The organism is Marinifilum sp. D737 (assembly GCF_026672275.1).
Taxonomy (GTDB): Bacteria; Bacteroidota; Bacteroidia; order Bacteroidales; family Marinifilaceae; genus Marinifilum.
Genome location: NZ_JANQCD010000016.1, coordinates 1 through 25,437, shown reverse-complemented (window position 1 = coordinate 25,437; position 25,437 = coordinate 1). Strand labels below are relative to the sequence as shown.

20 protein-coding genes and 1 other RNA gene are annotated in these 25,437 nt (G+C 35.2%); 19 read left to right on the top strand and 2 right to left on the bottom strand.

The window, feature by feature from the left end; all coding sequences use genetic code 11:
* The first annotated feature begins 139 nt into the window (after positions 1-139).
* From NQ163_RS11010 to NQ163_RS10920, 19 genes are all read left to right on the top strand, one after another.
* Positions 140-1,282, top strand: coding sequence for an SPOR domain-containing protein (locus tag NQ163_RS11010; protein WP_268190379.1), 1,143 nt, complete (start codon positions 140-142; stop codon positions 1,280-1,282).
* Between the two features lie 118 nt (positions 1,283-1,400).
* Positions 1,401-1,756, top strand: an RNA gene (rnpB, locus tag NQ163_RS11005) — RNase P RNA component class A.
* Positions 1,757-2,416: 660 nt separating this feature from the next.
* On the top strand, positions 2,417-4,372 hold the full coding sequence (locus tag NQ163_RS11000) for a polysaccharide biosynthesis protein (protein ID WP_268190378.1): 1,956 nt from the start codon (positions 2,417-2,419) through the stop codon (positions 4,370-4,372).
* Positions 4,373-5,415: 1,043 nt separating this feature from the next.
* Entirely contained in the window at positions 5,416-7,848 is a 2,433-nt protein-coding gene (locus NQ163_RS10995; protein ID WP_268190377.1) for an SLBB domain-containing protein, read from the top strand.
* Positions 7,849-8,011: 163 nt separating this feature from the next.
* Positions 8,012-8,368 carry a four helix bundle protein gene (locus NQ163_RS10990; RefSeq protein WP_268190376.1) on the top strand — a complete coding sequence of 119 codons (357 nt, stop codon included), beginning with the start codon at positions 8,012-8,014 and terminating at the stop codon, positions 8,366-8,368.
* Between the two features lie 106 nt (positions 8,369-8,474).
* Positions 8,475-9,620 carry a Wzz/FepE/Etk N-terminal domain-containing protein gene (locus NQ163_RS10985; RefSeq protein WP_268190375.1) on the top strand — a complete coding sequence of 382 codons (1,146 nt, stop codon included), beginning with the start codon at positions 8,475-8,477 and terminating at the stop codon, positions 9,618-9,620.
* Positions 9,621-9,761: 141 nt separating this feature from the next.
* On the top strand, positions 9,762-11,045 hold the full coding sequence (locus NQ163_RS10980; protein WP_268190374.1) for a nucleotide sugar dehydrogenase: 1,284 nt from the start codon (positions 9,762-9,764) through the stop codon (positions 11,043-11,045).
* On the top strand, positions 11,045-12,055 hold the full coding sequence (locus tag NQ163_RS10975; RefSeq protein ID WP_268190373.1) for an SDR family oxidoreductase: 1,011 nt from the start codon (positions 11,045-11,047) through the stop codon (positions 12,053-12,055). Before NQ163_RS10980 ends, NQ163_RS10975 begins: the two co-directional genes overlap by 1 nt.
* Before the next feature lie 51 nt (positions 12,056-12,106).
* The gene (locus NQ163_RS10970; RefSeq protein ID WP_268190372.1) at positions 12,107-13,129 is read left to right on the top strand and encodes an acyltransferase family protein; all 1,023 of its coding nucleotides are present in this window, start codon (positions 12,107-12,109) and stop codon (positions 13,127-13,129) included.
* Between the two features lie 7 nt (positions 13,130-13,136).
* Positions 13,137-14,408 carry an oligosaccharide flippase family protein gene (locus NQ163_RS10965; RefSeq protein ID WP_268190371.1) on the top strand — a complete coding sequence of 424 codons (1,272 nt, stop codon included), beginning with the start codon at positions 13,137-13,139 and terminating at the stop codon, positions 14,406-14,408.
* Positions 14,389-15,417, top strand: a complete 1,029-nt coding sequence (locus NQ163_RS10960; RefSeq protein WP_268190370.1) for an ATP-grasp domain-containing protein — start codon at positions 14,389-14,391, stop codon at positions 15,415-15,417. The genes NQ163_RS10965 and NQ163_RS10960 overlap by 20 nt, the downstream gene beginning before the upstream one ends.
* A gap of 81 nt (positions 15,418-15,498) precedes the next feature.
* A complete protein-coding gene (locus NQ163_RS10955; protein ID WP_268190369.1) occupies positions 15,499-16,698 on the top strand; it encodes an O-antigen ligase family protein in 1,200 nt (399 codons plus the stop codon).
* Between the two features lie 35 nt (positions 16,699-16,733).
* Complete coding sequence (locus tag NQ163_RS10950; RefSeq protein ID WP_268190368.1) at positions 16,734-17,750, top strand: glycosyltransferase; 1,017 nt, start codon at positions 16,734-16,736, stop codon at positions 17,748-17,750.
* Between the two features lie 12 nt (positions 17,751-17,762).
* Complete coding sequence (locus tag NQ163_RS10945) at positions 17,763-18,581, top strand: glycosyltransferase (protein WP_268190367.1); 819 nt, start codon at positions 17,763-17,765, stop codon at positions 18,579-18,581.
* A gap of 5 nt (positions 18,582-18,586) precedes the next feature.
* Positions 18,587-19,015 carry an adenylyltransferase/cytidyltransferase family protein gene (locus NQ163_RS10940; protein ID WP_268190366.1) on the top strand — a complete coding sequence of 143 codons (429 nt, stop codon included), beginning with the start codon at positions 18,587-18,589 and terminating at the stop codon, positions 19,013-19,015.
* Positions 19,016-19,022: 7 nt separating this feature from the next.
* A complete protein-coding gene (locus NQ163_RS10935) occupies positions 19,023-19,847 on the top strand; it encodes a hypothetical protein (protein WP_268190365.1) in 825 nt (274 codons plus the stop codon).
* A gap of 5 nt (positions 19,848-19,852) precedes the next feature.
* On the top strand, positions 19,853-20,698 hold the full coding sequence (locus tag NQ163_RS10930; protein WP_268190364.1) for a LicD family protein: 846 nt from the start codon (positions 19,853-19,855) through the stop codon (positions 20,696-20,698).
* Entirely contained in the window at positions 20,695-21,279 is a 585-nt protein-coding gene (locus tag NQ163_RS10925; protein WP_268190363.1) for a sugar transferase, read from the top strand. The genes NQ163_RS10930 and NQ163_RS10925 overlap by 4 nt, the downstream gene beginning before the upstream one ends.
* A gap of 104 nt (positions 21,280-21,383) precedes the next feature.
* Positions 21,384-22,517 carry a DegT/DnrJ/EryC1/StrS family aminotransferase gene (locus NQ163_RS10920; protein WP_268190362.1) on the top strand — a complete coding sequence of 378 codons (1,134 nt, stop codon included), beginning with the start codon at positions 21,384-21,386 and terminating at the stop codon, positions 22,515-22,517.
* A 143-nt stretch (positions 22,518-22,660) separates the two neighbouring features.
* Here NQ163_RS10920 and NQ163_RS10915 read toward each other — a convergent pair whose 3' ends face one another.
* Entirely contained in the window at positions 22,661-23,044 is a 384-nt protein-coding gene (locus NQ163_RS10915; protein WP_268190361.1) for a hypothetical protein, read from the bottom strand.
* Positions 23,045-24,146: 1,102 nt separating this feature from the next.
* Positions 24,147-25,055 carry a carboxypeptidase-like regulatory domain-containing protein gene (locus NQ163_RS10910; protein ID WP_268190360.1) on the bottom strand — a complete coding sequence of 303 codons (909 nt, stop codon included), beginning with the start codon at positions 25,053-25,055 and terminating at the stop codon, positions 24,147-24,149.
* Positions 25,056-25,437: the final 382 nt, after the last annotated feature.

Below are 25,437 nucleotides of genomic sequence, written 5' to 3'. Positions count from 1 at the left end.
GAGTTTTGGTTTTTGGAATTTGGGTTTTGGTTTTTATCAGTATTAATATAAAATCTTAATTGCGAATCATCCGAAAATTATTATATTTACTACGAATATTGTGTCCAATTTATCTCTGTACCCTATTCTATCTTGCACTATGAGAAACATCTATTTTATCATCTGTTTTGTTTTATCGGTTGGGACCATCGGCTACTTTTCACCGGTTTTAAATTTCAATTTTAATGTAGCATCATCTGGCAGTACTTCTTATGCTGTTGAAATTGCGAAATACAAATATCCTGTTTACACCGATTATTTTGAAAACCTGGAGGGGGTAATTGAGTTGAGTAGCGAGGAAGGTGATTTTCATTACATTTCAGGGATTACCAAGTCTTTGGATGAAGCAAAAGACTTGAGCGATAAGATAAAAGAAATAGGATATGCCGAGGCAAGGGTTGTTGATTTGTTGGAAGAATTTTCGGAAGAAGAGTTGGAGGGGATCATCGAACCGACCACTCAAGATAAGAATGTTCAAAAAAAGAAATCTGCTGAAATCGCAATATCAAAATTGACCGATGTAGAAAATGCCTATTTCTACACCATTAAATTAAAAGAATCAAAAGAGATTTTAGCGGCAGATCAATTTAAAGCTTTAAAACCGAAGGTACACAAACAGAAAGGTTTGTACTACTATTTGTTAGGGAAGTTTGAGGATGTTGGCAATGCAGAAAAATACCTAAATGATAAGGTGAAGAGCAAGTATGCCAATGCAGAATTGCTTGTAATGAACAAGGGGCAATTGGTGAATGTTTCCAAGGCCAAAAAGGCAACAAAAGCCCAAAAGACCCATGAAGGATCATACAATATGGGGCGCAAAATGCGTGGCAAGGAATATGTCGACTACTACTACGAGTCGTCAAGTCTGAAGATCTCCAAATCCCCAATTTACTATATCGAAATTGGTCCATATGCCGACAAAAAGGAAGCCGATAATGCAGTTCAAAAACTTCACGATTTGGGGTTTACCAAAGCAGGCGTGAAGGATCCAAGTAAAAACAAGAGAGTTGTAAATCAGCCTGATGCTTTAGCTGATGCTCATTATACCATTCAAATTTTTGCCGGAAAGAACAAGATAAAAAGCTCTCGCTTTAAGCTGGAAGATGTAAGCCAATCCTATGACCAGCACGATAAACTGTATCGCTATTTTGTAGGCAACTACGACAACTACTGGGTTTGCCGCCGCGAATTGCGCGAAGTGCGCAAGAAAGGCTTTAGGGATGCGTTCATTGTAAAACTGTAAACTATAAACAATTAATAATTAGTAATTAATAATGAATAATAATTATTAATTCATTGGAGTGCGAAAAATATTTTAATACTATTATTAATTACTCATTGTTAATTATTAATTTTGTCGTCAGGCAAACCGTTCTATCGCTGTTTCGCAAGAAAGAGAGGAAAGTCCGGGCAACGCAGAGTAACATACTTCTTAACTGGAAGAAAGTCGAAAGGCTTTAGTAGTAGAGCAGAAAATAACCGCTCCAATTTATTGGTGTAAGGGTGAAAAGGTGAGGTAAGAGCTCACCGGTACCTGTGGTGACATGGGTAGCCGTGTACCTTATGTGTTGCAAGATCAAGTATACCGTCAGCTGTAGGCTTACTCGGCCGATGTCGGGGGGTAGATTGCTAGAGACATTTGGCAACAAATGTTCAAGATAAATGATAGAAACTCTTTTGAAGAGGACAGGACCCGGCTTATAGGTTTGCCACTTTATTTTCAATGAATATCCCGATAGCTATCGGGAATCAATGAATAATACCATCTCAAGCTTTTGAGGTGGTTTTTTTGTATCTGCTCATCTCAAATCCCCAAAGCAAACTCTAAAGCTACTGGGATATAAAGCCAGCTTGCTGGTTCCGACTCTTCGAGATATAAAATTACGAATTGTCAATTACGAATTACGTTTTGTAAATTCAATTTCCGAACTTTGCATACTCATTACTCATTACTCATTACTCATTACTCATTACTCATTACTCATTACTCATTACTCATTACTCATTACTCATTACTCATTACTCATTACTCATTACACTTTTCTACTATTTTACCATTCTACTTTTCTAAAGACTTCAAATATAGTTTGTTAAAATAATTATTTAAAGCTGTGTAGGGTAATGCTTGAATAATACGGTATAATAATTGAAAAAAAAGTAAAATGAATACGCAACCGTTTGTGTAATTTATCATCTGAAAAGTAATGGCTTAGGCTATGATGAATGGATGCTAAATCAATGTAAAGGGATTTTTAGTTTTGATTAAAAAAAAATAATGACAAGTTTGACACTTGCTTTTGATAAATTAAGGCTGTACTTTTGTCAAGTTGACCATACGAGTTAATAATGCTACTTATACTACTATAAATTGTTTATTATGACTTTACCTAAAATTAACATTTTTGATAAGACAACTCCACGTTGGATTGTTTTTGTGATCGATTTAGCCATTAGTTTAGTTTCGATTACAGCTGCTTATCTTCTGCGTTTTAATTTTAATCTGGAAGAGATTCATTTGAATGCTGCAAAGGTAATTATTCCCATGTTTGTATTGTTAAGGGCTTTGACTTTTTTATATGGAGGGACTTATGCGGGAATTGTTAGGTATACAAGTTCAAAAGATGCAGAACGGATATTTGTGGTAGTTTCCATAGGATCTGCAGTCTTTACCTTATTCAATTTGTTAAGTTATGTGGCGAGGGATGGTGTCTTTATTGTACCTTTTTCAATTTTGATTATCGAATACATTGCGGTTGTCTTTTTAATGACCAGTAGTCGTATCATATTCAAGGCTATTTACTATAGGTATTTAACTCGCTCTAAGATTCGTGAAAACATATTGATTTACGGAAGTGATGAATTTGGGATCATGGCAAAGCATGCTTTGGATAGTGGTAGCGAAGTAAATAGTTCTATCGTTGCATTTATCGACCACAATAATAAAAAGGTGGGAAGTAAACTGGAGGATGTGAAGATCTATAGTACTTCCGATTTGCAGGATCTGATTGAGCGCAAGGAGGTAGATAAGGTCATTATTGCCAAAAAAGATTTAACGCATACTCAAAAGAGCGAGGTGGTTGAGAAATGTCTTGAATTCAATTTAAAAGTTTGGGAGGTGCCTAAATTTGAAAGTTGGGTGAATGGTGAATTGAGTGTGAAGCAAATTAGGGCCATTAAAATTGAGGACTTATTGGAGCGCGATCCAATTAATCTCGATTGGGATCAGATCAACGAGCAGGTGAATGGAAAAACTGTTTTGGTTACAGGGGCTGCTGGATCTATCGGTTCCGAGATGGTTCGTCAGGTTGCACGTTTCTCTCCAAAATGTATTGTCTTGTTCGACCAGGCGGAATCTCCATTGTATGATATTGAACTGTCTTTGAAAGAAGAGTTGAATTTTTACAATGCTGAAATTGTAATTGGAGATGTGCGCGACAAGGAGAGAACCCAAAGGATGTTTGATGTGTATAAGCCCAATTTGGTGTATCATGCAGCGGCATACAAGCATGTTCCCATGATGGAAAACAATCCTTCCGAAGCGATTAAAACAAATGTGTTGGGAACAAAAAATATTGCCGATCTTTCTCTTGAATTTGGAGTGGAGAGGTTTGTGATGGTTTCCACGGATAAAGCGGTGAATCCTACCAATGTGATGGGAGCATCGAAAAGAATCGCGGAGATATATACACAATCATTGAATTATCCGGGATGTCCTACGCATTTTATTACCACGCGTTTTGGTAATGTTTTGGGATCGAACGGATCGGTGATTCCAAGATTTAAAGCTCAAATCGATAAAGGAGGGCCAATTACGGTTACTCACCCTGAAATTACCAGGTATTTTATGACCATTCCGGAGGCTTGTCAGTTGGTGATGCAGGCTGGAGCAATTGGTTCCGGAGGGAAGATTTTTATTTTTGATATGGGGAGATCTGTTAAGATTGCAGATTTGGCCTATAAGATGATCAAATTAAGTGGATTGAAATTGGGAGAAGATATTCAGGTTCAATTTACAGGTTTAAGGCCTGGTGAGAAATTATACGAGGAGTTGCTGAATGTAAAAGAAAATACCATTCCAACCAAGCATCCTCGCATTATGGTCGCTAAGGTGAGAGAGTATGAATTGGCAGAGGTGCAGTTGCTGATTGAGCAGTTTTATGAATTGTTGGAAAGTAACGATAATTTCAAGATTGTAGCTCACATGAAAGCCATAGTGCCGGAGTTTAAATCGATGAACTCAATCTATGAGCAATTGGATAAACGTTTCGTGTCAAAAACCAAGTTGGTTGGGAAGCAAAGCCTGTCTGAAGAAATCAAAGAGATGTTGAGTTAAACATCTAAAAAGATAAGTCAAAAGCTGTTTTGCATCATGTGTAAAACAGCTTTTGTTTTATTCAAATGTTAAGGATCTGGAAGGCAATCGAACTTGACACTTTTGACAGCTTTTTTATTGAGATATTCTTATTACTATTACACGCTAAAATTAAAGTAGAAAAGTGAAAAGGTAGAATGATGGAAAAGTTCAGGAAGTAAGTAAATAGTTAGCATTCCAATTTTGTAGTCATCTCTCTACCATTCAGAATAGGGAGAAGGATTTCTCTCAATTATGAATGGTTAATGATTCACAGGGGAATGGTCATTGTAAATAAAGCCCCAGGGGGGCGTAATCTTTATAGCCTTGGGCAAATGAGCAAAGCGAATGTAGCCCAAGCTATGTGTTTTAGGCAAATGTCGTCGCAAATACATGCCCTTGATTAATGAAGATCGTTTACATGCAACGGAAGAAAATTCAAAAAGTAAAAAGGTAGAATAGTAGAAAAGTAGAAAGGTGGAAAAGTGGAATGGGTATGCAGGGTTTGGAACGCATAGCTACTTTATATTCCGAAAGCTTACTGGATTGGATTTCGTCCTACGTTTACCCTTTAATTATTCCTTTTAGTCATGAGACGCTTCGTTTTGTACTTTAAAGTGGCTTGTTTAATGCAGAAAGAAAGTCCCCTTCAGGGGATTTAGGGGTAAAAAGAGGAATAGAAAAAAGAAACAGACCTTATGCTCTTCCGAATTATCGGAATGTAGGGGATACTAATTACTGCTTACTGATCACTGTTCACTGAACACAGCGTTTAGGTCATTAAACTTGGGTTTTGGTCCCGAAAGCTTTCAGGATTGAGTTTTGGGATTTTACTCTTGTGTGAAAAATATGTTAGAAAAAAATAAGATAATACAGGTTCAAAAATTAGGGAATTGGACGACAGTTTTTTATTTTTGCGCAACTGTAAAAATCTTTGATCAGACAAAAGTGGGGTTTGATCAAAGCAAAACGGTCTAGATTGAATAAATAGGTGTAAACCATAAGCATTTTAATAAAATACAATTATGATTCGATTATTTCGAAAAACTCTTTTCCTCGGATTGATCTTCGCTTTTGCTGCTCTGGGAGCAGAGGCACAAAATACGAATATCAACCCGGCTACGGTAAATGTAAATGCATTAAGCGACAAGCAAATTGAAAGAATCATCTCCGAAATGGAGAAGAATGGGATGAGCCTGGAAGAAGCCATGGCTTTGGCTCGTGCTCGGGGAGCTTCTCAAATGCAAATCGATCAGATGACTCAGCGCATTCGGGAGTACAAGATGAAGAATCAGTTTGGTGGCAATCAAAACAATGCATTGCGAGATACCAGCATGTTTGCAGATGAGCAAAGAGAGGAGCTGTCTGAGAAGAAGGAGTTCGAAGCGACGGAAAAAAACAAGGAGATTTTTGGTTTTCATTTTTTCAATTCAGAGAATTTAAGCTTTGCACCCAATGTAGATGTTCCAGTTTCAGATTCTTATGCCTTAGGAATAGGAGATGAAGTGAATATTGCAGTCTATGGTGCATCTCAACAATCATATATGTTAGTGGTTCAGAAAAATGGAGCCATTATGATTCCTGACTTGGGTCCGGTCAATGTATATGGAATGAGCTTTGCGAAAGCCAGTGCAAAAATCAAATCCAGGTTAATTTCCATCTACAATGGCATGAAAGGGAATCAGCCCAATACATTTGCCGATGTGAGCCTGGGGGCATTAAAAGGAGTGAAGGTAAATGTGATTGGGGAGGTGAACCTGCCAGGAACCTACGCTTTACCGGCAACCGCTTCTGTTTTCAATGCCCTGTATTTGGCAGGAGGACCAAATGAAAATGGATCTTTCCGTGTAATCGATTTGATTCGTGATGGAAAGGTGATCAATTCGGTTGATGTATATGAATATTTAATTGATGGCAAAACGCAAAACAATGTGCAATTGCGTGATCAGGATGTGATCATGGTTCGTCCATATGTGAATCGCATTAAGGTAGCGGGCGAATTCAAGCGTACCGGTTTGTTTGAGGCCAAAGATGGCGAATTGGTAGCCGACATTTTGCGTTACGCAGGTGGTTTTACCGATAAGGCTTATACCCATGCTTTGGATTTGTATCGCAACAATTCTCGCACCTTGAGTTTTGTAGATGTAACTGCAGATCAATACAGTGAAATTACATTGATGAATGGAGATTCCATTCAGGCAGGTGCCATTACAGAGCGTTTCGAAAATCGAATCAGCATAGAAGGGGCAGTCTATCGTCCTGGTGATTACCAGTTGTTGGAAGGAATGAAGCTTTCTGAATTGATTGCAAAAGCAGAAGGTCTGAAAGAGGAAGCCTTTATGGAGCGTGGGGTAATTACCCGCAAGCAAAAGGATTTAAGCCTGGAGGCCATCTCATTTTCACCACGTGAAGTCTTGAATGGTAAGACAGATGTGTTCTTGCAGCGTGAAGATCGAATTCAGATCTCTTCCATTTTCGATCTGCGCGAAGCGCGTACGGTTGAAATTGTTGGGGAAGTACAATTCCCGGGAAGCTATGCCTGGGCAGAGAACATGAAAATTGCCGACCTGATTTTCCAGGCAGGTGGATTTCTTGAAAATGCAGAGGTTAGCTCTGTAGAAGTAAGCCGTGTATTGGATTACAACGAAACCAAAGAATTGACCAAATCATTATTGCATACCTATCAATATGGATTGGATCGCAACCTGAAGCTGGATGCAGAAGGGGAAGCTTTTATTCTGAATGCTTTCGATAAGGTATACATTCGCCGTGCACCGGGATATCGCCCTCAGGGAACAGCCAGTGTGCAGGGGGAAGTAAAGTATGCCGGAGAGTATGGAATCACCCGCAAGGATGAAAAAATATCTGATGTCATTCGCAGGGCAGGAGGTTTGACCCCTGAAGCCTATGTGAAAGGAGCCTCTTTGCGCAGAAGAATAGAATTGAGCGAAGCAGAATACCAGGCAAAGCTGGCCATTGCCATACAGGATACCACCATGAATGCCGAAGAGGTAGAAAAGGTACAGTATCAAATTGTGGGTATTGATTTGCCAAAGATTATGAAGAATTCGGGTTGTGTGGAAGATCTGCAAGTTTTGGATGGGGATCAGTTGATGGTACCTTCCAAACTGCAAACGGTAATGGTTTCAGGATCGGTATTGAATCCGGTGGCACATACCTTTACGGACAAGAAAAAAGCAAAAGATTACATCATGAGCTCAGGTGGTTTTGCCCAAAGAGCCAAGAAAGGAAAGGTATATGTGCTCTATGCTAACGGAACAACAGCAGCTACAAAAGGCGGATTATTCGGAAGACGCTTCCCAAGAATCGAACCAGGCTGTGAAATCATCGTTCCGGAAAAACCAGAAGTGGACAAAGCTGCAAACGCAAGCAAGTGGCTGGCCTTCACATCAACATTGGCGAGTTTGATTACGGCAATAGCGGTGGCAACGAGATAAAATAGTCAGTAGTCAGTAGTCAGTAGTCAGTAGTCAATAGTCAATAGTCAATAGTCCAAGTGACGAGTGACGATTCAACCAATGACAAGTGACCAATGACCAATCAACCAGTGACCAGTGACCAATGACCAATCAACCAGTGACGAATTAAACGAATAAAGTTATGTCAGACTTAAAAGATTTACAAGTTTATCAATTGGCCTATTCTTTTGAAGAGAAGATTTGGAAATTGGTGGATGCCTGGCAGTATTTCGAAAAGTCGACAATAGGAAAGCAATTGGTAAGATCGGCCGATTCAATATCAGCTAATATTAGTGAAGGATACGGACGATACCATTATAAGGAAAATAAGAATTTTTTGTTTTACGCTCGTGGATCTTTGTATGAAACTCAAAATTGGTTGAGAAAAGCTAATGATAGAGACTTAATTGATGAAGCCATTTATAAGGATTTGAAAGAAGAAAGTATCCGGATAGCAAAAATGCTAAATGCATACATTCGATCAATTGGAAAAAGATAGTCAATGGTACACTGGTCAATGGTCAGTAGTCAATAGTCCAAGTGACGAGTGACGATTCAACCAATGACAAGTGACCAGTTAACCAATGACCAAATAAAAAGATATAATGACCAATATAAAAGACACAAACCAAACCGATGCAATTCGTTCTCAGCACGAAGACGAAATCGACCTAATTGCACTCGCCAAAACCCTATGGGAAGGCAGAAAGACCGTCATCAAAACAACCGTCATCTTCATGTTTATGGGCCTATTCGTAGCCATCTTCTCAGAAAAAGAATACACCGCTTCCTGTACCATGGTGCCGCAATCTGCTGAAGGTGGATCAAAGCTGGGAGGAAGTTTAGGTGGTTTAGCTGCAATGGCTGGAATTAATCTTGGATCTATGGGAGGTGGATCAGATATCCCTCCAACACTTTACCCTAAGTTAATGGAGAGTGTGCCCTTTTTAAAGGAAATGATGAAAACACCTTTGACAATAAAAGGACAAGAGGGCAAAGTAACCTTTGCAACATACTACAATGAAATTTATAAGCCTGGGTTGTTTGGTTATATAAAGAATTATACTGTCGGATTGCCAGGTTTAATTATTGGGGCTATCAAAGGAAATACATCTGCTAATGTAAATGTTGAATTGAATTCAGAAGAGGGTTTGCAGTCAATATCATTTGTTGAGAAAAAGTTAATCAAGATCTTGTTGTCGCAATTATCTTTAGAAGTAAATGATAAAGATGGCTACATATATCTCTCCGCACAGATGCCGGAAGCTAAGGCAGCTGCTCAAATGGTACAGAAGGCACAAATACTATTGCAAGATGCCATTACAGATTTTAAAATTCAAAAAGCAAATGATCAACTGTCATTTGTAGAAGAAAGGTACGCTGAGAAAAAAATGGAGTCGATAAAGGCTCAAAAGAATTTAGCAAGCTTTTTAGATCGGAATAAAAATGTTAGTAAAGCTACTGCACAAACAGAACTGGAAAGGTTAACCGCTGATTATAATTTGGTTTATGGAGTTTATTCTGAGTTGGCCAAACAGTTGGAAAAACAGAAAATACAGGTTAAGGAAGATACACCGGTTTTTACTATTATAAAACCTGTTGTAATTCCATATGATAAATCTAAGCCTAAACGTTCCATGATTTTGGTAATATGGACATTTTTTGGAGGTGTTATTGGAGTGAGTTTGGTATATGGAAAACAACTTATTGCTAAAGCTAAGATTGTGTGGTTAGAAGAAAAAGTTGAATAAGCGATTGATAAATACAACGATAAGAGAGTGATTGTTTGAAAAAGATGTTTGTGATCAATTCTTTTCTGGTTAGCTATTTGAATCTTATGAATATGTCTAATTATAATTAATAAAAATAATCCCATAACAATTAATAAAATCATGGATAAAAATATAAAAGTTGCAATTATTGGTCTTGGGTATGTTGGTCTACCTTTAGCTGTTGAGTTTGCGAAGAAATTTCAGGTTGTAGGATTTGATATCAACCAAGAGCGTGTCGATGAATTGAACTCGGGTGTTGATTCAACTTTGGAGGTAGATAATGAAAATTTAAAATCAGTATTGGTAGACGAACTAGGCGATGGGCTGTTCTTAACTACTACTAATGATTGTTTAAAGGACTGTAATTATTATATAATCACAGTTCCAACGCCTACAGACAAGAACAACCGTCCAGTTCTAACACCTCTTGTAAAAGCTTCAGAAACTGTTGGGCGAGTATTATCAAAGGATGATGTTGTGATTTATGAGTCCACTGTTTATCCTGGAGCAACTGAGGATGACTGTGTGCCTGTATTGGAGAAAGTATCAGGTATGAAATTTAATAAGGATTTCTTTGTGGGATACTCTCCTGAGCGAATCAATCCGGGAGATAAGCTACATACGGTTACTAAAATTAAGAAAGTTACCTCTGGTTCAACTCCTGAGATCGGTAAAAAGGTTGATGAATTGTACCAATCAGTAATTGTTGCAGGTACTCATTTGGCTCCTACCATTAAGGTTGCAGAAGCGGCAAAAGTGATTGAAAACTCACAACGCGATATCAATATTGCTTTTGTAAATGAGTTGGCAAAGATTTTCTCGAATCTTGGTATCGACACGAAAGATGTTTTAGAAGCAGCAAGTACAAAGTGGAATTTCCTACCATTTACACCTGGTTTGGTTGGTGGACACTGTATTGGTGTTGATCCTTACTATTTGGCGCAAAAAGCTCAGGAAACAGGTTACAACCCTGAGATTATCTTGGCTGGACGTCGTATGAATGATGGAATGGGAGCTTGGGTTGCATCTCAAATCGTCAAGAAGATGATTGCTAAAGGGCATGCCGTTCGTAATGCCAAAGTATTGGTGTTGGGAATAACTTTTAAGGAGAACTGTCCGGATATCCGAAATACCAAGGCGATTGATGTGATCAATGAGTTGAAAGAATATGGATGTAAGGTAGAAGTGTATGATCCATGGGCTAACAAAGAAGAAGTTAAAGAGGAATATAATCTAGATTTGGTTGATTCTTATGCGGGTGTGAAGTATGATGCTGTAACGCTTGCGGTAGCACATAATGAATTTAGAGACCTAGACCTCACGCAACTACGTAATGGTCATGATTCGGTGATTTATGACATTAAGGGAATTTGGAATAAGGAATTGATAGACGGTAGATTATAATGACTGATAAGAGAATCATTGAGAACTCAAAAGTATTAGTAACGGGTGGAGCTGGTTTTATTGGCTCCAATCTTGTTGATAGACTTTTAGAGCAAGGAAATCAAGTAGTTTGTTTGGATAATTTTGCTACTGGGAAAAGAGAAAATTTAGAGCTTGCCTTGCAGAATAAGGATTTTACCTTGATTGAGGGGGATATTCGTAATTTTGAGGACTGTGTAAAAGCAGTTAAAGGGTGTGATTATGTGCTTCACCAGGCCGCTTTAGGGTCTGTTCCTCGATCAATAAAGGACCCTATGACTTCAACCGATGTAAATATTGGTGGGTTTGTGAAAATGTTATTTGCAGCAAAAGAAGAAGGAGTGAAACGCTTTGTATATGCAGCATCCTCTTCTACTTATGGAGATTCAACTATCATGCCTAAAGTGGAGCATATTATTGGAAATCCTTTGTCTCCATATGCCATTACCAAGTATGCAAATGAAATTTATGCTCAAAACTTTACAGATACATATGGAATTGAGACTGTAGGTTTAAGATATTTTAATGTTTTCGGAAGAAGACAAGATCCCAATGGAGCATATGCTGCTGTGATTCCGAAATTTGTAATGCAGCTAATGGCCCATGAAAGTCCTGTCATTAATGGAGATGGTAAGTTTTCAAGAGATTTCACTTATGTGGAAAATGTTATTCAGGCAAATCAATTAGCTGCAATCGTTTCTTATGATAAGATACTAGAGGTTGGAGTTGGTAGTAAAAGTGTTTTTAATGTTGCATACGGAGATCGTACGGATTTAAATCAATTGTTCAATATTCTTAAAGAAAACTTATCAAAGTTTGATTCAGAAATATTAAATGTGGATGTTATACATGGAGAGAATAGAGTAGGAGATATTCCTCATTCTCTTGCAAATATTGATAAAGGTAGATCCATTCTAGGATATGATCCTGAGTATGATATTCGATTAGGTTTAAGTGAAGCATGCAAATGGTATTGGGAAAATTTAAAATAATTTCCTTGTATTGATTTTGATAACTTTTCAATTATCCCTTAAAAAACATATATGCAAAAAAAAGTATTAACAGATATTGCAATTATTCGTCCATTATGCATATTGAGTATTGTAATAGGACACTCATTTGCCATTTATTCAGGAGTTTGGGAAAAGCCTGGACATATTCTTGATGTTACTTTTTATCAATGGATAAATCCATTTTTTATTAGCTTTCAATTGCAAGCTTTTGTGTTTGTTTCAGGTTACCTATTCGGATATCAAACAATAACATTAGGGAGGAAAGATGATCCAAAGAAATTTATAGCAAAGAAATTTAAAAGAATTTATTTGCCCTGTCTTCTTTTTGGTTTGTTATATTATCTTCTTTTTGAATATGCGCAAAAAGATTATAGTCTAATTGATTCACTTCTTGTAATATCTAATGGAGTTGGTCATTTATGGTTTCTACCAATGATTTTTGCTTGCTATATTGTGGCGTATTATACAACTAATATTCTTATGAAGAAACCATTTTGGATTATATTACTTGCTGGTTTACTCCTTTTTGTCTCACCATTAGTACCGAATGTTTTTGGAATTTCTTCCATGATGTCATACTTGCTATATTTCTATTTAGGGTATTTATATGTGGCTAATAAGAATCTGTTAACCCAATTTTTAAGTTCATATAGAAATGTGCTGATTATAACATTGTTATTTCTAATTTCTTTTGGCCTATTCTATTTCATAAAATATAGCTATGAGCCGACTATGGTTTTAAAAGTTATTCTTTTTGCATTAAAGGTACCTTTGTCTGTTTTGGGTATCCTATCACTATTTGGATTTGTCAATAAATATTTAGTAAATAGAAATACTCTTAGTAAAGTATTTTTATATTTAAATGATTGGTCCTATGGTATATATGTTGTGCATCAATTTGTGTTAGTTTGGTTGATTGATTTCACATCCTTATCAGAAAAGGTATCATCGTTTGTATTTCCATTTTACATTCTGATTATAACATTATCTGTTACATCTCTTATTGTAATAAGTTTTTTGAAGACTAAAGTTGGACGATATTTGATAGGTTAGTTTACGCATGGTTTTATCAGGATTAATTGACATATTTAAAGAGAAGTTAGCGAATAGAGATATAAGAACTTTGCTTGAAAACTTTATTTCTCTTTCAGCTCTACAGGTTGTAAGTATTATAGTGCCTCTAATTACTTTACCTTATCTTTTGAGAGTTCTTGGGACATTCAATTACGGAACAGTTGTATTAGCATTTTCTTTAATAAATTACTTTATTACAATAACCGATTATAGTTTCAGGGTTACCGCTACGAGAGAGGTTTCAATTCATAGAGGAAATTTGAAATCTATTTCTCTTATTTATAGTAGGGTGATGCTAGTTAAGATGGCCTTATGTGTCATGTCTTTAATTATAATTTCTTTAATTGTATGGTTTTATAAACCATTTTTTGCTGAAAGTAATGTGTTTTTCTTAACAGCACCAATTATAGTGGGGTATGCACTTTTTCCAGAATGGTTTTTTCAGGGAATCGAGAAGATGAAATACATTACAATCTTTAATGTTAGCATTAAAGTTTTTTTTGCCATTGGTATTTTCCTATTCATTAAAAAACCTGAAGATTATTGGCTTTATCCTCTTTTTCAGAGTCTTGGTTTTTTAATATCAGGTATTATAGGACAATATGTTTTAATTTCAAAGTATAAATTAAAGATCTATTGGATTGGCTTTTCTCGAATGAGAAAGACTTTGGTTGATAATTATCCGATATTTATTAATCAATTTATGCCTAATCTGTACAATAATACTAGTACTTTTTTGCTAGGAGTTATAATTGGTAATAGTAGTGTCGGTACGTATGATGCTATAAAAAAAATTGCTGAGTTAGGTGTTACCTTAATTGGAATCGTTTCAAGAGTTTTCTTTCCATATCTCAATCGCGTAAAAGAGGCATTTAGTAAGTTTGAGAAGAGTATGTTGCTATGTGGCTTGGTTTTAACTTTGGGGCCAATCATTTTTTATAAATTGATTTTTTGGTATCTAGCGATAGATTATGAGTATGCTTTTGGTGTTTTAACCATATTATCTATAAGTATATTTGTAATTACTTTGTATGAAATTTACGGTTTGAACTACTTTATTGTTATGAGAATGGATCGACTGGTAATGAAAAATACTTTTGTGGCTTCAATAATCGGGTTTGTGAGTGCTTTCCCATTGATCTATTATTTTGGCATAGTTGGAGCTGCATTAAATTTGACTTTATCAAGAGCTATAATGGGAGGTGGTCTATTCTATAAATTTAAAAAAATGAAACAAGATGAAAATAGCAATTCATAATGGCACAGGATTAAATGAAAAGAGCATTAAATACTGTGAAGCTAATGGATTAAATTATATTACAGTCGATGCCTATAGTGCTGATATAATTGAATATCTGAAGAATGAAAATGTAACACATTTTTTATGGCACTTTAATCATAATTTGCCGGAAGATATTTTAATGGCAAGAAATGTATTGTATTCGCTAGGCAGTTGTGATATTAAAGTATATCCTGATTTTAATACAGGTTGGTATTTTGATGATAAAGTTGCTGAAAAATACATTTTAGAAGCCATAGATGCTCCTGTAGTAAAATCTTGGCCGTTTTATCACAAGGATACTGCTATGAAGTGGCTGAGGGATGAGGCCGAATATCCTATTGTAGCTAAGCTAAGAAGAGGTGCAGGTTCTTATAATGTCGTTCTATTGAAAAATTTTAGACAGGCTAAGAAATATTGTAATAAAATGTTTAGTTCTGGCTTGTCTCCAGCACCCAAAATTCTAGCAGACGTGTCGACAAAACTCAAGGTTTCAAGAAAAAGAGGTGATGTGTTAAATCGATTAAAGCGATTGCCAAATTTTGTGAAATATATGACTCACGCTAGAAAACAGTTTCCTAAAGAAAAGGGATACGTATATTTTCAAGAATTTATTGCTGGTGCTGATTGTGATTACCGAATTGTGGTTGTAGGTGATCGTGCATGGGGAAGCATGAGAAAAGTTCGTGAAAATGATTTTCGAGCGTCAGGGGCGGGAATGTCCTATGAAGATCCAACTTTGATTCCAGAGTTTTTAGTGAAAGTTGCCTTTGATATTCAAAAAAGACTAAAAGCACAATCTATGTCGTTCGATTTTGTTTTGGATAAGGAAGGTAATCCACATATTGTTGAGATTTCATATTGCTTTGGTTTTGATGGTGGCGATGGTTCATTTTACTGGAATAGAGAATTAGAACTGGTTCATGAAGACTTTACTTTGGAGGAATTGATTCTAGAACAATTTCTCAAAGATCACAATAATAATTAGTACATGTTTTTATGTCGTTAATGATTGAAAGTATTTCGAGATATACTTGTGCAGCTGTTTCTTATAATACCTCCGAGCAAGATGATTAAAGAAAGAATGCATTATATTTATGCTGATAAAACAAAATTGGGAGTATTGGTTGTGTTTGTTATTTTATTAATGATAAATACATTAGGTGCTGTTAATGATGTTCCAATTTACAGAATGTTGCAACAAGTCTTTAAGCTGAGTCTTTTTGTTGCACTTGTTTATTACAGTGTAAAGGTTCAGTGTATTAAGGGAGTTGGACCGTTACCTAATACATTAATTGTATTATTCTGTTATGTGCTTTTACTATATTCGATTTTTTCTTTCTTTTTTCAAAATGTCTTGGTCTCTTTGAACGTGTTATTGTCGTTCTGCTTTTTCTATTATATAGGTTATAAAAAGCAAGTAAAGGAAAAGGACTTGTATTTATTCTTCGTTTTAACTTTTATTATATCATCACTAAAATTTGTCTTTTCCTTTATGAGAGATTTAAGTGAGTATGGTGATGTTGCGGGTCTAGGAGGAGATAATTTAGGTTATATGTTAGCCATTTTATTTCCAGCATTTATTTTATTTGCTCGTAAAAAAATGTCTATTCCTATAATTATTATTGCATTTCTTTTAATTCTATTTTCAAGAAAAAGAGGGGCAATTATCGCTGTGTCCTTACCTTTCATTTTATTAATGTACTCTTTTTTTAAAATGAAGAGTAGAAATATATTGGTGAAAGGATTAAAGATCCTGATAATTATGGCTGTTCTTGTTGGATTATATAATGTATTGCTTAATTACTATGATATAATCCTTGGGAGGTTTGAAAGTGGAGACGGAACTTCAGGAAGAGCGTTATTGTATATGACTGTATTTAAGGGATGGTATAATTCTGAATCAATTTTAGAGATTTTATTTGGACACGGATTTTATTCTACAACTATTATAACTAAAGAGAAATTTGGCATCGCATTATACGCTCATTCTGATTGGTTAGAACTTATATATGATTTTGGATTAATTGGGTTAACGATTTATGCACTTATATTGTTATCGCTTTTACATTACTTAGTCCAAATTTTTAGAAAGTTTCGACATTATTTACTCGCTTATACTTCTTGCATGATAGTTTTTGTTATTAAATCTGTTTTTAGTGGTGTGTATTTGGATGCGGATTGTGTAATATTAATGTCTATTATTGGTTTGATTATTGGGTTGGTAGAAAGAGAGAAGAAAAATAATTTTCCCATACTAAGTAATTAAAACTGTTTATTGTAATCTGGAAAAGTTTATATTAAATGAATTTGAATATATTACATCTAACTACATTAAAAAAAAATAATGTTAGTGGGATGAGTTTTAGTGTTCCCAATCTAATCGAGGGACAGGTGAAAAATGAATCTAATGTTGTTGTTTTCAATTTATATAAAAAGTTATTTATTGATTTTACTGCGATAAGAAAGTTCGATGTGGTTTGTCTACATAGCTTTTATAAGTTTAATTATATATTGTTGCTGTTCTTTTTAAAAAGGCAAACACCTATAGTTCTTGTTCCCAGGGGTGCATTTAGCAGGGAGCTTGGTTTCTCTACAAAAAAGAAGATTTATCATTATCTGTTTTTTATAGCAGTTAAGCTATTGCGAGTTAAAGTTGTGGGGCATTATTTAACAGAGAATGAAAAAAAATTAAGTATTCACAATTTAAAAGAATCCTTTGTTTTAGGAAATTGTCTAAAAGTTCAAAACGATTCAATTGATGATAGTGTATTAACGCAAAGGTATTCTAATAAGAACATAGTATTTCTTGGTAGATACCTTGAGAAAATAAAAGGTCTGGATTTGCTTATTCAAAGTATTGTTGAAAATAAGGAAGTTATATTGAGTTCAGGTCTTAAGTTTACGTTTTATGGGGCAGATAATGAGTATAAAAATCACCTTAAAGGTATATCGAAAAAATCAGGACTGGACAAAATAGTTATATTAAATGGTCCTGTTTTTGGTGAGGAAAAAGAAAAAGTTCTGAGAGGTGCTTATTTTTCCATTTTACCTAGTAGATCTGAAGGATTTCCTATGAGCGTTTTAGAGAGTTGTCAATATGGCGTTCCTCAAATTTTGTCAGAGGGAACCAACTTATTGGATGAATTGTATAAGTTTGAATTTGGGTGCAAATTTGATGAAAACTATATAAAGAAAATTGGACAAGTAAGTTTGGAGGAATACCTTCGACTTTCACATAATGCATATCAATTCGCGATGATGTTCGATTACCAAAAAGTAGGAAAACAATCTATAATTAACTATTCAAAATTTTTATAAAAGATATTATATATGTTCGATTTTTCAGTCTCAATTTCTGTTTATAAAAATGATAATATCACTTTCTTTAAGGATGCCATTGAAAGTATTATTCATCAAACATTAATTCCAAATGAAATTATTTTGGTTGTAGATGGTCCAGTGTACGATAACATGAAAAGCGTTATTAAAGGCTATGATCAAAACTTGGATATATTAAAGGTAATTTGGCTTGATGAAAATATGGGGCATGGTAATGCCAGGAGAATAGGCTTGGAAAACTGTACAAATAACTTGGTAGCCTTGATGGATAGTGATGATATATCATTGCCAGATAGGTTTGCAAAACAAATAGAATGTTTCAAAAGACATCCTGAAGTTAGTATTGTTGGTGGTTATATAGATGAGTTTATCGATAGTACTAATAATATTGTTGGTCGTAGATTGGTAGAATTAACAGATCTGGATATAAAAAAATATTTAAAATCCAGATGTCCTATGAACCAGGTAACTGTCATGTTTAAGAAGTCTGATATAATTGAAGTAGGGGGGTATATAGATTGGTATAACAATGAAGATTACTACTTGTGGGCTAGGATGTGTTTAGCAGATAAGATATTCATGAATTTGGATGAAGTACTAGTTCATGTTAGGGTGGGAAATGAGATGTATAAGCGTCGAGGAGGTTGGAAATACTTTAAAAGTGAACAAGAATTACAAAAATTTCTAATGAAAAACAATGTTATAAATCTTTTTAAGTATTCCTATAATGTCATTATTCGTTTTATAATTCAGGTTGCTCTGCCTAATAACTTAAGAGGCTTTATTTTTAAAACACTATTTAGAAGTTAAATATTATGAAAAAATACAAAATTGGTTACACTACGGGTGTTTTTGATTTATTTCACATAGGACACCTTAATATTTTAAAGCAAGCAAAAGAGATGTGTGACTATTTAATAGTTGGTGTTTCTACAGATGAGCTTGTTCAAAAATATAAGAATAAAACACCGGTAATACCATATAAGGAGAGAAGGGAAATTCTAGAATCGATAAAATATGTGGATGAGGTAGTTCCTCAGGAACATAGAGATAAAATTGCGGCTTATGAAAAATACAAGTTTGATGCAATGTTTGTTGGGGATGATTGGAAGGGAAATGTGTTATTTATTGAAGTAGAAGCAGAGTTAAACAGGAGAGGTTCTTCTGTTGAGTATTTTAAATATACGGATAATGTTTCGTCGACTCTTTTACGGTCGGTTTTAGAGAATATATATAATAAGTAGGAGTGATATGTTTGCATATTCGGATTGGAATTTTTTTTGTAAAGAGTTAAGCAAGAACAAAAAGCAATTATTAATTGCTAATGAACTATCAAAATTAAATGAAGACAATTTTGTTTTAATAAAGCATGATGTCGAAACCAATGCTAAAAAAGCGTTGAGAATAGCAAAGATTGAAAGCAATTATAATATAAGATCGACCTATTACGTTCAGTCATATTTATTAAATGATGAATCTAACCTTGAAATCTTTAGAGAAATCCAGGATATGGGACATGAAGTCACTTATCACTATGATGTTCTAGACTCTAATAATGGTGATTGGACTGCAGCAGAACTAGAATTCGACGAGACTTTGAAAAAGTTTAAAGACTTAGGGTTCGATGTAATGACTGTTTGTCCCCATGGTAATCCCGTGATGAATAGAAATGGGTGGAGCTCTAATAAGGATTTTTTTAGGAAAAAATCTATCAAGGAGAAATACTCTAACATTTTAGATATTGTTGTGGATTTTCCTTCATTATCTAAGAATAAAATTGCCTACGTTTCGGATGCTGGTTATAGATGGAATTTAATTACAGATATTGCAAACAATGATAATACTGAAGCGCCAAATGTTCCCTTAAAAGGAATTAAAGGTTTGGTTGAATTATTAAATAAGGAACAGTCGTTAATAATAAGTTCTCACCCTCACCGTTGGGTTAAATTTAGATTCTTACTATTACTAAGAATATATATGTTTAAGGTAATAAGATCAACTGTCAATTTATTATCAAGAATACCGTTGGTGAAGAGAATATTAAGTAAATTTTATTTTTTAGCAAAGAAACTCTAGTGAAAATGGAAAAAGTTGAATTGATTCAAATTCAAGAAAAAATTCTTGAGATTGTTGAATATATGGATTCTTTCTGCAAGGAACATGGAATTACTTATTATTTGATGGGTGGATCTGCCCTAGGTGCAATAAGGCACAAAGGATTTATTCCATGGGATGATGACTTTGATGTGTTCATGACATATGATAATTATGTGAAGTTTTATCGTGCTTGTGATAAATATCTTGATAAGGACAGATTTTATTTGCAAAAGGAGGACACGGAAGAATGGCCTATGTTTTTCACAAAATTGCGCATGAATGGAACAACCTTTATAGAGCAAGATACAAAAAGTAGAGATATGCATAAAGGATTCTATATTGACATTATGTGCCTTAATAATGCATACAGCAATAAAATTTTAAGATATATTCAATTCTTTTGTGCACGATTATTGACAGCAATGACTATTTCGAAACGAGGATATAATACGGACTCGAAGGTTAAAAAGATTGGCATGTATTTCTCACAAATGTTTATTAGAGGTTCAATCAAGCGTTTTTTAATTGGTGTAGTACGGTCAAAAAATCAATCCTCATCAATGAAAGTAGGACATTTCTTTGGTAGGGCTAAGTTTAAAAACACCTCTTTTCCAACTGAATATTTAGGGAAAGCTAGATATGTGACATTTTCGCAATTAAATTTACCTGTATTGGAAAATGTTGAAGGTTATTTGGAAATGCGATATGGATCAGATTTTATGAAAATGCCCAATAAAAAAACAAGGCAATTATATCCAGCCCATGCTGCTTTCATTGATATAGATAATGATTATAAAGTATATGATAACCAAGAAATAAATTTGTCATGAAACAAATCTTTGATATAACTCTTTCATTAATAGGTTTGTTGTTTTTTATACCTGTGTTTCTTATCGTTTGGATATTAATAAGAATTCAAATGCCAGATGGTCCAGCACTTTTCAAGCAAAAAAGAGTTGGTAGAGGTGGGAAGTTGTTCACAATGGTAAAATTCAGAACCATGACTATATCTCATTCAGGAAGTTCTGTTTCAGTTGCTGGAGAGGCGAGAATTACACCAATTGGATCTTTTTTAAGAAAATACAAATTGGATGAACTGCCTGAATTGTGGAATGTACTGAAAGGAGAGATGAGCCTAGTTGGTCCTCGTCCAGATGTTCCTGGCTATGCAGATAAATTGCAAGGAGAAGACAGAAAAGTATTGAAGTTAAGACCAGGTATAACAGGACCTGCTTCTTTAAAATATTCGAATGAAGAAGAGATTCTAGCCTCTGTAGATGATCCTCAAAAATACAATGATGAAGTAATTTTTCCAGATAAGGTTAAAATCAATTTGGATTACTACTATAATCATTCTTTATGGGGTGATATCAAAATTATCTGGAATACGGTATTTAGAACAAACTATTAATATAGATATGAAACGTCCATGAGGAAATAACTATTAAACTTTAATGAATAGTTATTTTTTCATGGTAAGTTCCATATGGCAACTATTAAGAAAATTATTATCATATGAACCCAAAAATATGGCTCTCCTCTCCACACATGGGAGGAAACGAAATGAAATACGTTCAGGAAGCGTATGATACCAATTGGGTAGCCCCACTTGGCCCTAATGTGAATGGCTTTGAAGAAGATTTGCAGAATTATACAGGATCAGCTCATGCTTCAGCTTTGAGTGCAGGAACTGCTGCAATCCACCTATCATTGGTTTTGTTGGGAGTAAAAGCAGGAGATGAAGTAATTGCTTCTTCTTTTACTTTCTCAGCTACGGTAAATCCAATTACCTATGTAGGTGCAACTCCAATTTTGGTGGATTCTGAGAAGGATACTTGGAACATGTGTCCTGTTCAATTGGAAAAAGCCATTCAGGATCGTATTGCCAAAGGAAAGAAACCAAAGGCAATTCTTTGTGTGTACCTGTATGGTATGCCAGGTAAGGTTGATGAGTTGATGGCTGTCGCCAACAAGTATGATATACCTTTGATTGAAGATGCCGCTGAGGCTTTAGGTAGCAAATACAAAGGACAGTCCATGGGAACCTTTGGTAAATTTGGTATTCTTTCTTTCAATGGAAACAAAATCATTACTACATCAGGTGGAGGTGCCTTAATTTCTGATGATCAGGAACTGATTGAGAAATCAAGATTTTTGGCAACTCAAGCAAGAGATAATGCACCTCATTATCAGCACTCACATGTTGGTTATAACTACCGAATGAGTAATATTGTGGCTGGTATTGGTCGTGGTCAAATGGAAGTATTGGATGAGCGTGTTGCACAACGCCGTGCAAATTTTGAATTCTACAAGGAACTGTTTGCAGATGTCAATGGCGTAACTTTACTGGAGGAGCCCAATGAGGATTATTACTCAAATTACTGGTTGACTTCAATTTTGGTTGATCCTGCAAAAACAAATGGAATTACTCGTGAAGACATTCGTTTAGAGCTGGAAAAAGAGAACATAGAGTGCCGTCCACTATGGAAGCCAATGCACATGCAACCAGTTTTCGTTGAATGCCCATTTTATGGAGATGGTACTTCAGAAAAATTGTTTGAAGATGGATTATGTCTTCCTTCTGGTTCAAATATGACGGATGAAGAAAGAGATAGAATCAAAATGGCAATTCTGAACGTATTTAATTAAGAAATAACATCGGCGTACCAACTCAATAGTAGGTTAGCACTCAAGAGGCCGATTGTAAATCAAAAGCCCAAAGAATTTTCTTTGGGCTTTTTGGTGTCGTTACTGTAACTGATCATACAATTAGAATTGTATGAATTGATTTTCTAAATATTTTGATCGATAAAAGCTTTTAGTACAGTTAAGTCTTTTTTGTCTTTGTTATAATGAAATGTTTTTATTCCAATTGATTCCGCGCTTTTTACAGCATCAATATGATGTTCAAAATAAATAACATCCTTTATTGTTAGATTAAAATGATCTAGCATTTTTCTGTAATAATTAGGGTTTGTTTTTTCGGGGTTATGTTTCAAAGTGAAAACTTGGTATGGCATTTTATTTAAGCCAAATTTCTTTATTTGTATATCGTCAGCACCGGTAAGGATTATTTTTCTATTAGGAAATTTTTCAAGCATTTGATACATCTCATGGAAAATTCCTTTGTCCAAAATTACAAACGTATTAATAGCATCTACTAATATTGTTTTCATCGCATTATCGATTTAATTAATATTTACAGCTAGTTGCAAGGTAAAAAGAAGATTTAAATAAAAGGAAATATTAAAGGATGTATATTTAATATTTTGTGTTTTACCGCCTTAGTAGTATCGTGTACTTACAAAGCCGAATGTATAACAAAAACCCGAAGAATTTATTCTTCGGGTTTTGTATTTTATAGGCTTTTTAGATAATGAATTATTACTAATGTGTAATTAGTAATATGAATTTACAGTTTCGAAACCATAAGGTTTTTAAGGAAACAGTTTCATTTGTGTTCATATGTGGACAAAAATCATATCCATCATTAAGATCTACGTCTAGTTCTTCAAGTTCTTGGTGGCTGAGCGTAGTCGAAGCCCTAATTCTTCATTACTCATTGTTCATTATTAATTACCAATTGATAGAGAGATCCCTCGCTTCCTCGGGATGACAACTGGCTCGAACTGCCTGCTGAAAGCTGGCTGTTTTTATCTGTGTTTATTTGTGTTCATCTGTGGACGAAACTTATCCGCGAAAATCATATCCATCATAAACATCTGCGTCTAATCCTTTGAGATCTTTGTGAATAGCCTTTGTTTTCCTTCGTGGTACTATTTGTTATTGCCAGCTTTGCTAAAGCTATGGCGGACATTTTGTGTTTAACCGTAATTCGCAATTCGTCATTCGTAATTTTTCTGAAGACCTATTTTATACTATCCATCATCCACGTCTAGTCCTTTGAGATCTTCGTAAATCTCCTTCCTTTCTACCTTTCTACCTTTCCACCTTTTTACCTTTCTACTTTTCCAGACCCTTCCAGACTTTTCAACTTTTCACACATTTTGACTATTCGACTGTTCAACAGTAAGAATAAAAGAGGCACAGCCCTCTGCACCTCTTGTTTAATTACTCATTGTTCATTATTAATTGAGAGTTCGCACCTCTTGTTTAATTATTCATTGTTAATTACTAATTGAGAGTTCGCACCTCCTTGTTCATTCTAATTTTAATGAAGGACAAATTCAATTACCTTTCGACTATTCGACTATTCGACTATTCGACTATTCGACTATTCGACTGTTTGACTGTTAAACTATTGGACTATTCGACTTTTCATTCGACTGTCTCAAGTTCAATCTCCAGCACATTGGTTTCTCCCAGTCGATGAATCAGATCCAAGCTGATGCTTTTGTAGGTAACTGCTTCCACTTTTACGGTATAAGTGCCAGGTTCCAGGTTTTTGATTCGAAAACCTCCTTTTGTTCCCTTCACTTCATGATCCAAACCGATGGATTCGATAATTATGTGAGCTTGTGGAACGGGCAATTTGGTGTTTTTATCCAAAATGGAACCTTTCAAAGCCAATTGGCTGGAGTAGGCTTTCTCAATTTCCGAGGCTTCCACATAGGTATGATAGAAATCAGGTTCCGCATCCTCAAACATCGATTCCATCACCTTGTCCAACCTTTCCTGAATGATGAGCAGACCCTCTGTATGAGCATCGCTTAGGTCCTGTTGGGCAATTTTCTGTTTGCCAATCAAAACCTTTGGCCTTGGCGCCAGACCTTCGTAGCTGATAAACAGGGTTTTCAAATCTTCCAAATCCTGAGCTGAAAGGCCGGTTTCGCCAATCGTTTCACCCAATTTTTCCAGGTATTGAATGCTGTATTCAGTTCTACTAATTAACTTTTCGTCTGATAGTCGTTTCAAATAAACATCACTACCTCTAAAATTAGGCAATTCATATATGATCTCATTTTTAATACAATAGTTGTACACCAACATATTGCAATTGGAAAGATGCTTGGCCAATTGACTTTTCACATTCTTTTTGCTAAGGGTAGAACCCGAATAATCCTGTGTGAGGATTTCCCAGGACAATTCAAACTTGTTGAAGCTGACAAATAAGGCATCAAAAATTTCCTTCAGAACAGGAATGGCATCAATTTTTGCCTGGTTTGCATTATAGAAGTCATCAAGTCTTCTTTTCATTTCGCGATAAGTAAAAAATATTCTTTTCATTGCTTGATTGGAATTAATGACAAGTACTGCGCGGGCAGGAGCATGTCAGATGAAAAATAATTGGTATCTACAAGTGGTATTTTTGACGTTTATAAATGCATTCGCTAGGCTATCAAATGATAGTTGAGAGAGATTCAATAGTTTAAAGCAGGAGTACTTGAGTTTCTGTTTTATTCCTATTGGTTTTCATGTATTAATAGTGGGGGCTGTATCGTCAAGCGGTGTTTTTATGTCATTCCCGCAACTTTTTGTGTCATAAACGGAGCTCGCTGTGTCGTCCCCGCACTTTTTTGTGTCATAAACGGAGCTCGCTGTGTCGTCCCCGCAACTTTTTGTGTCATAAACGGAGCTCGCTGTGTCGTCCCCGCACTTTTTTGTGTCA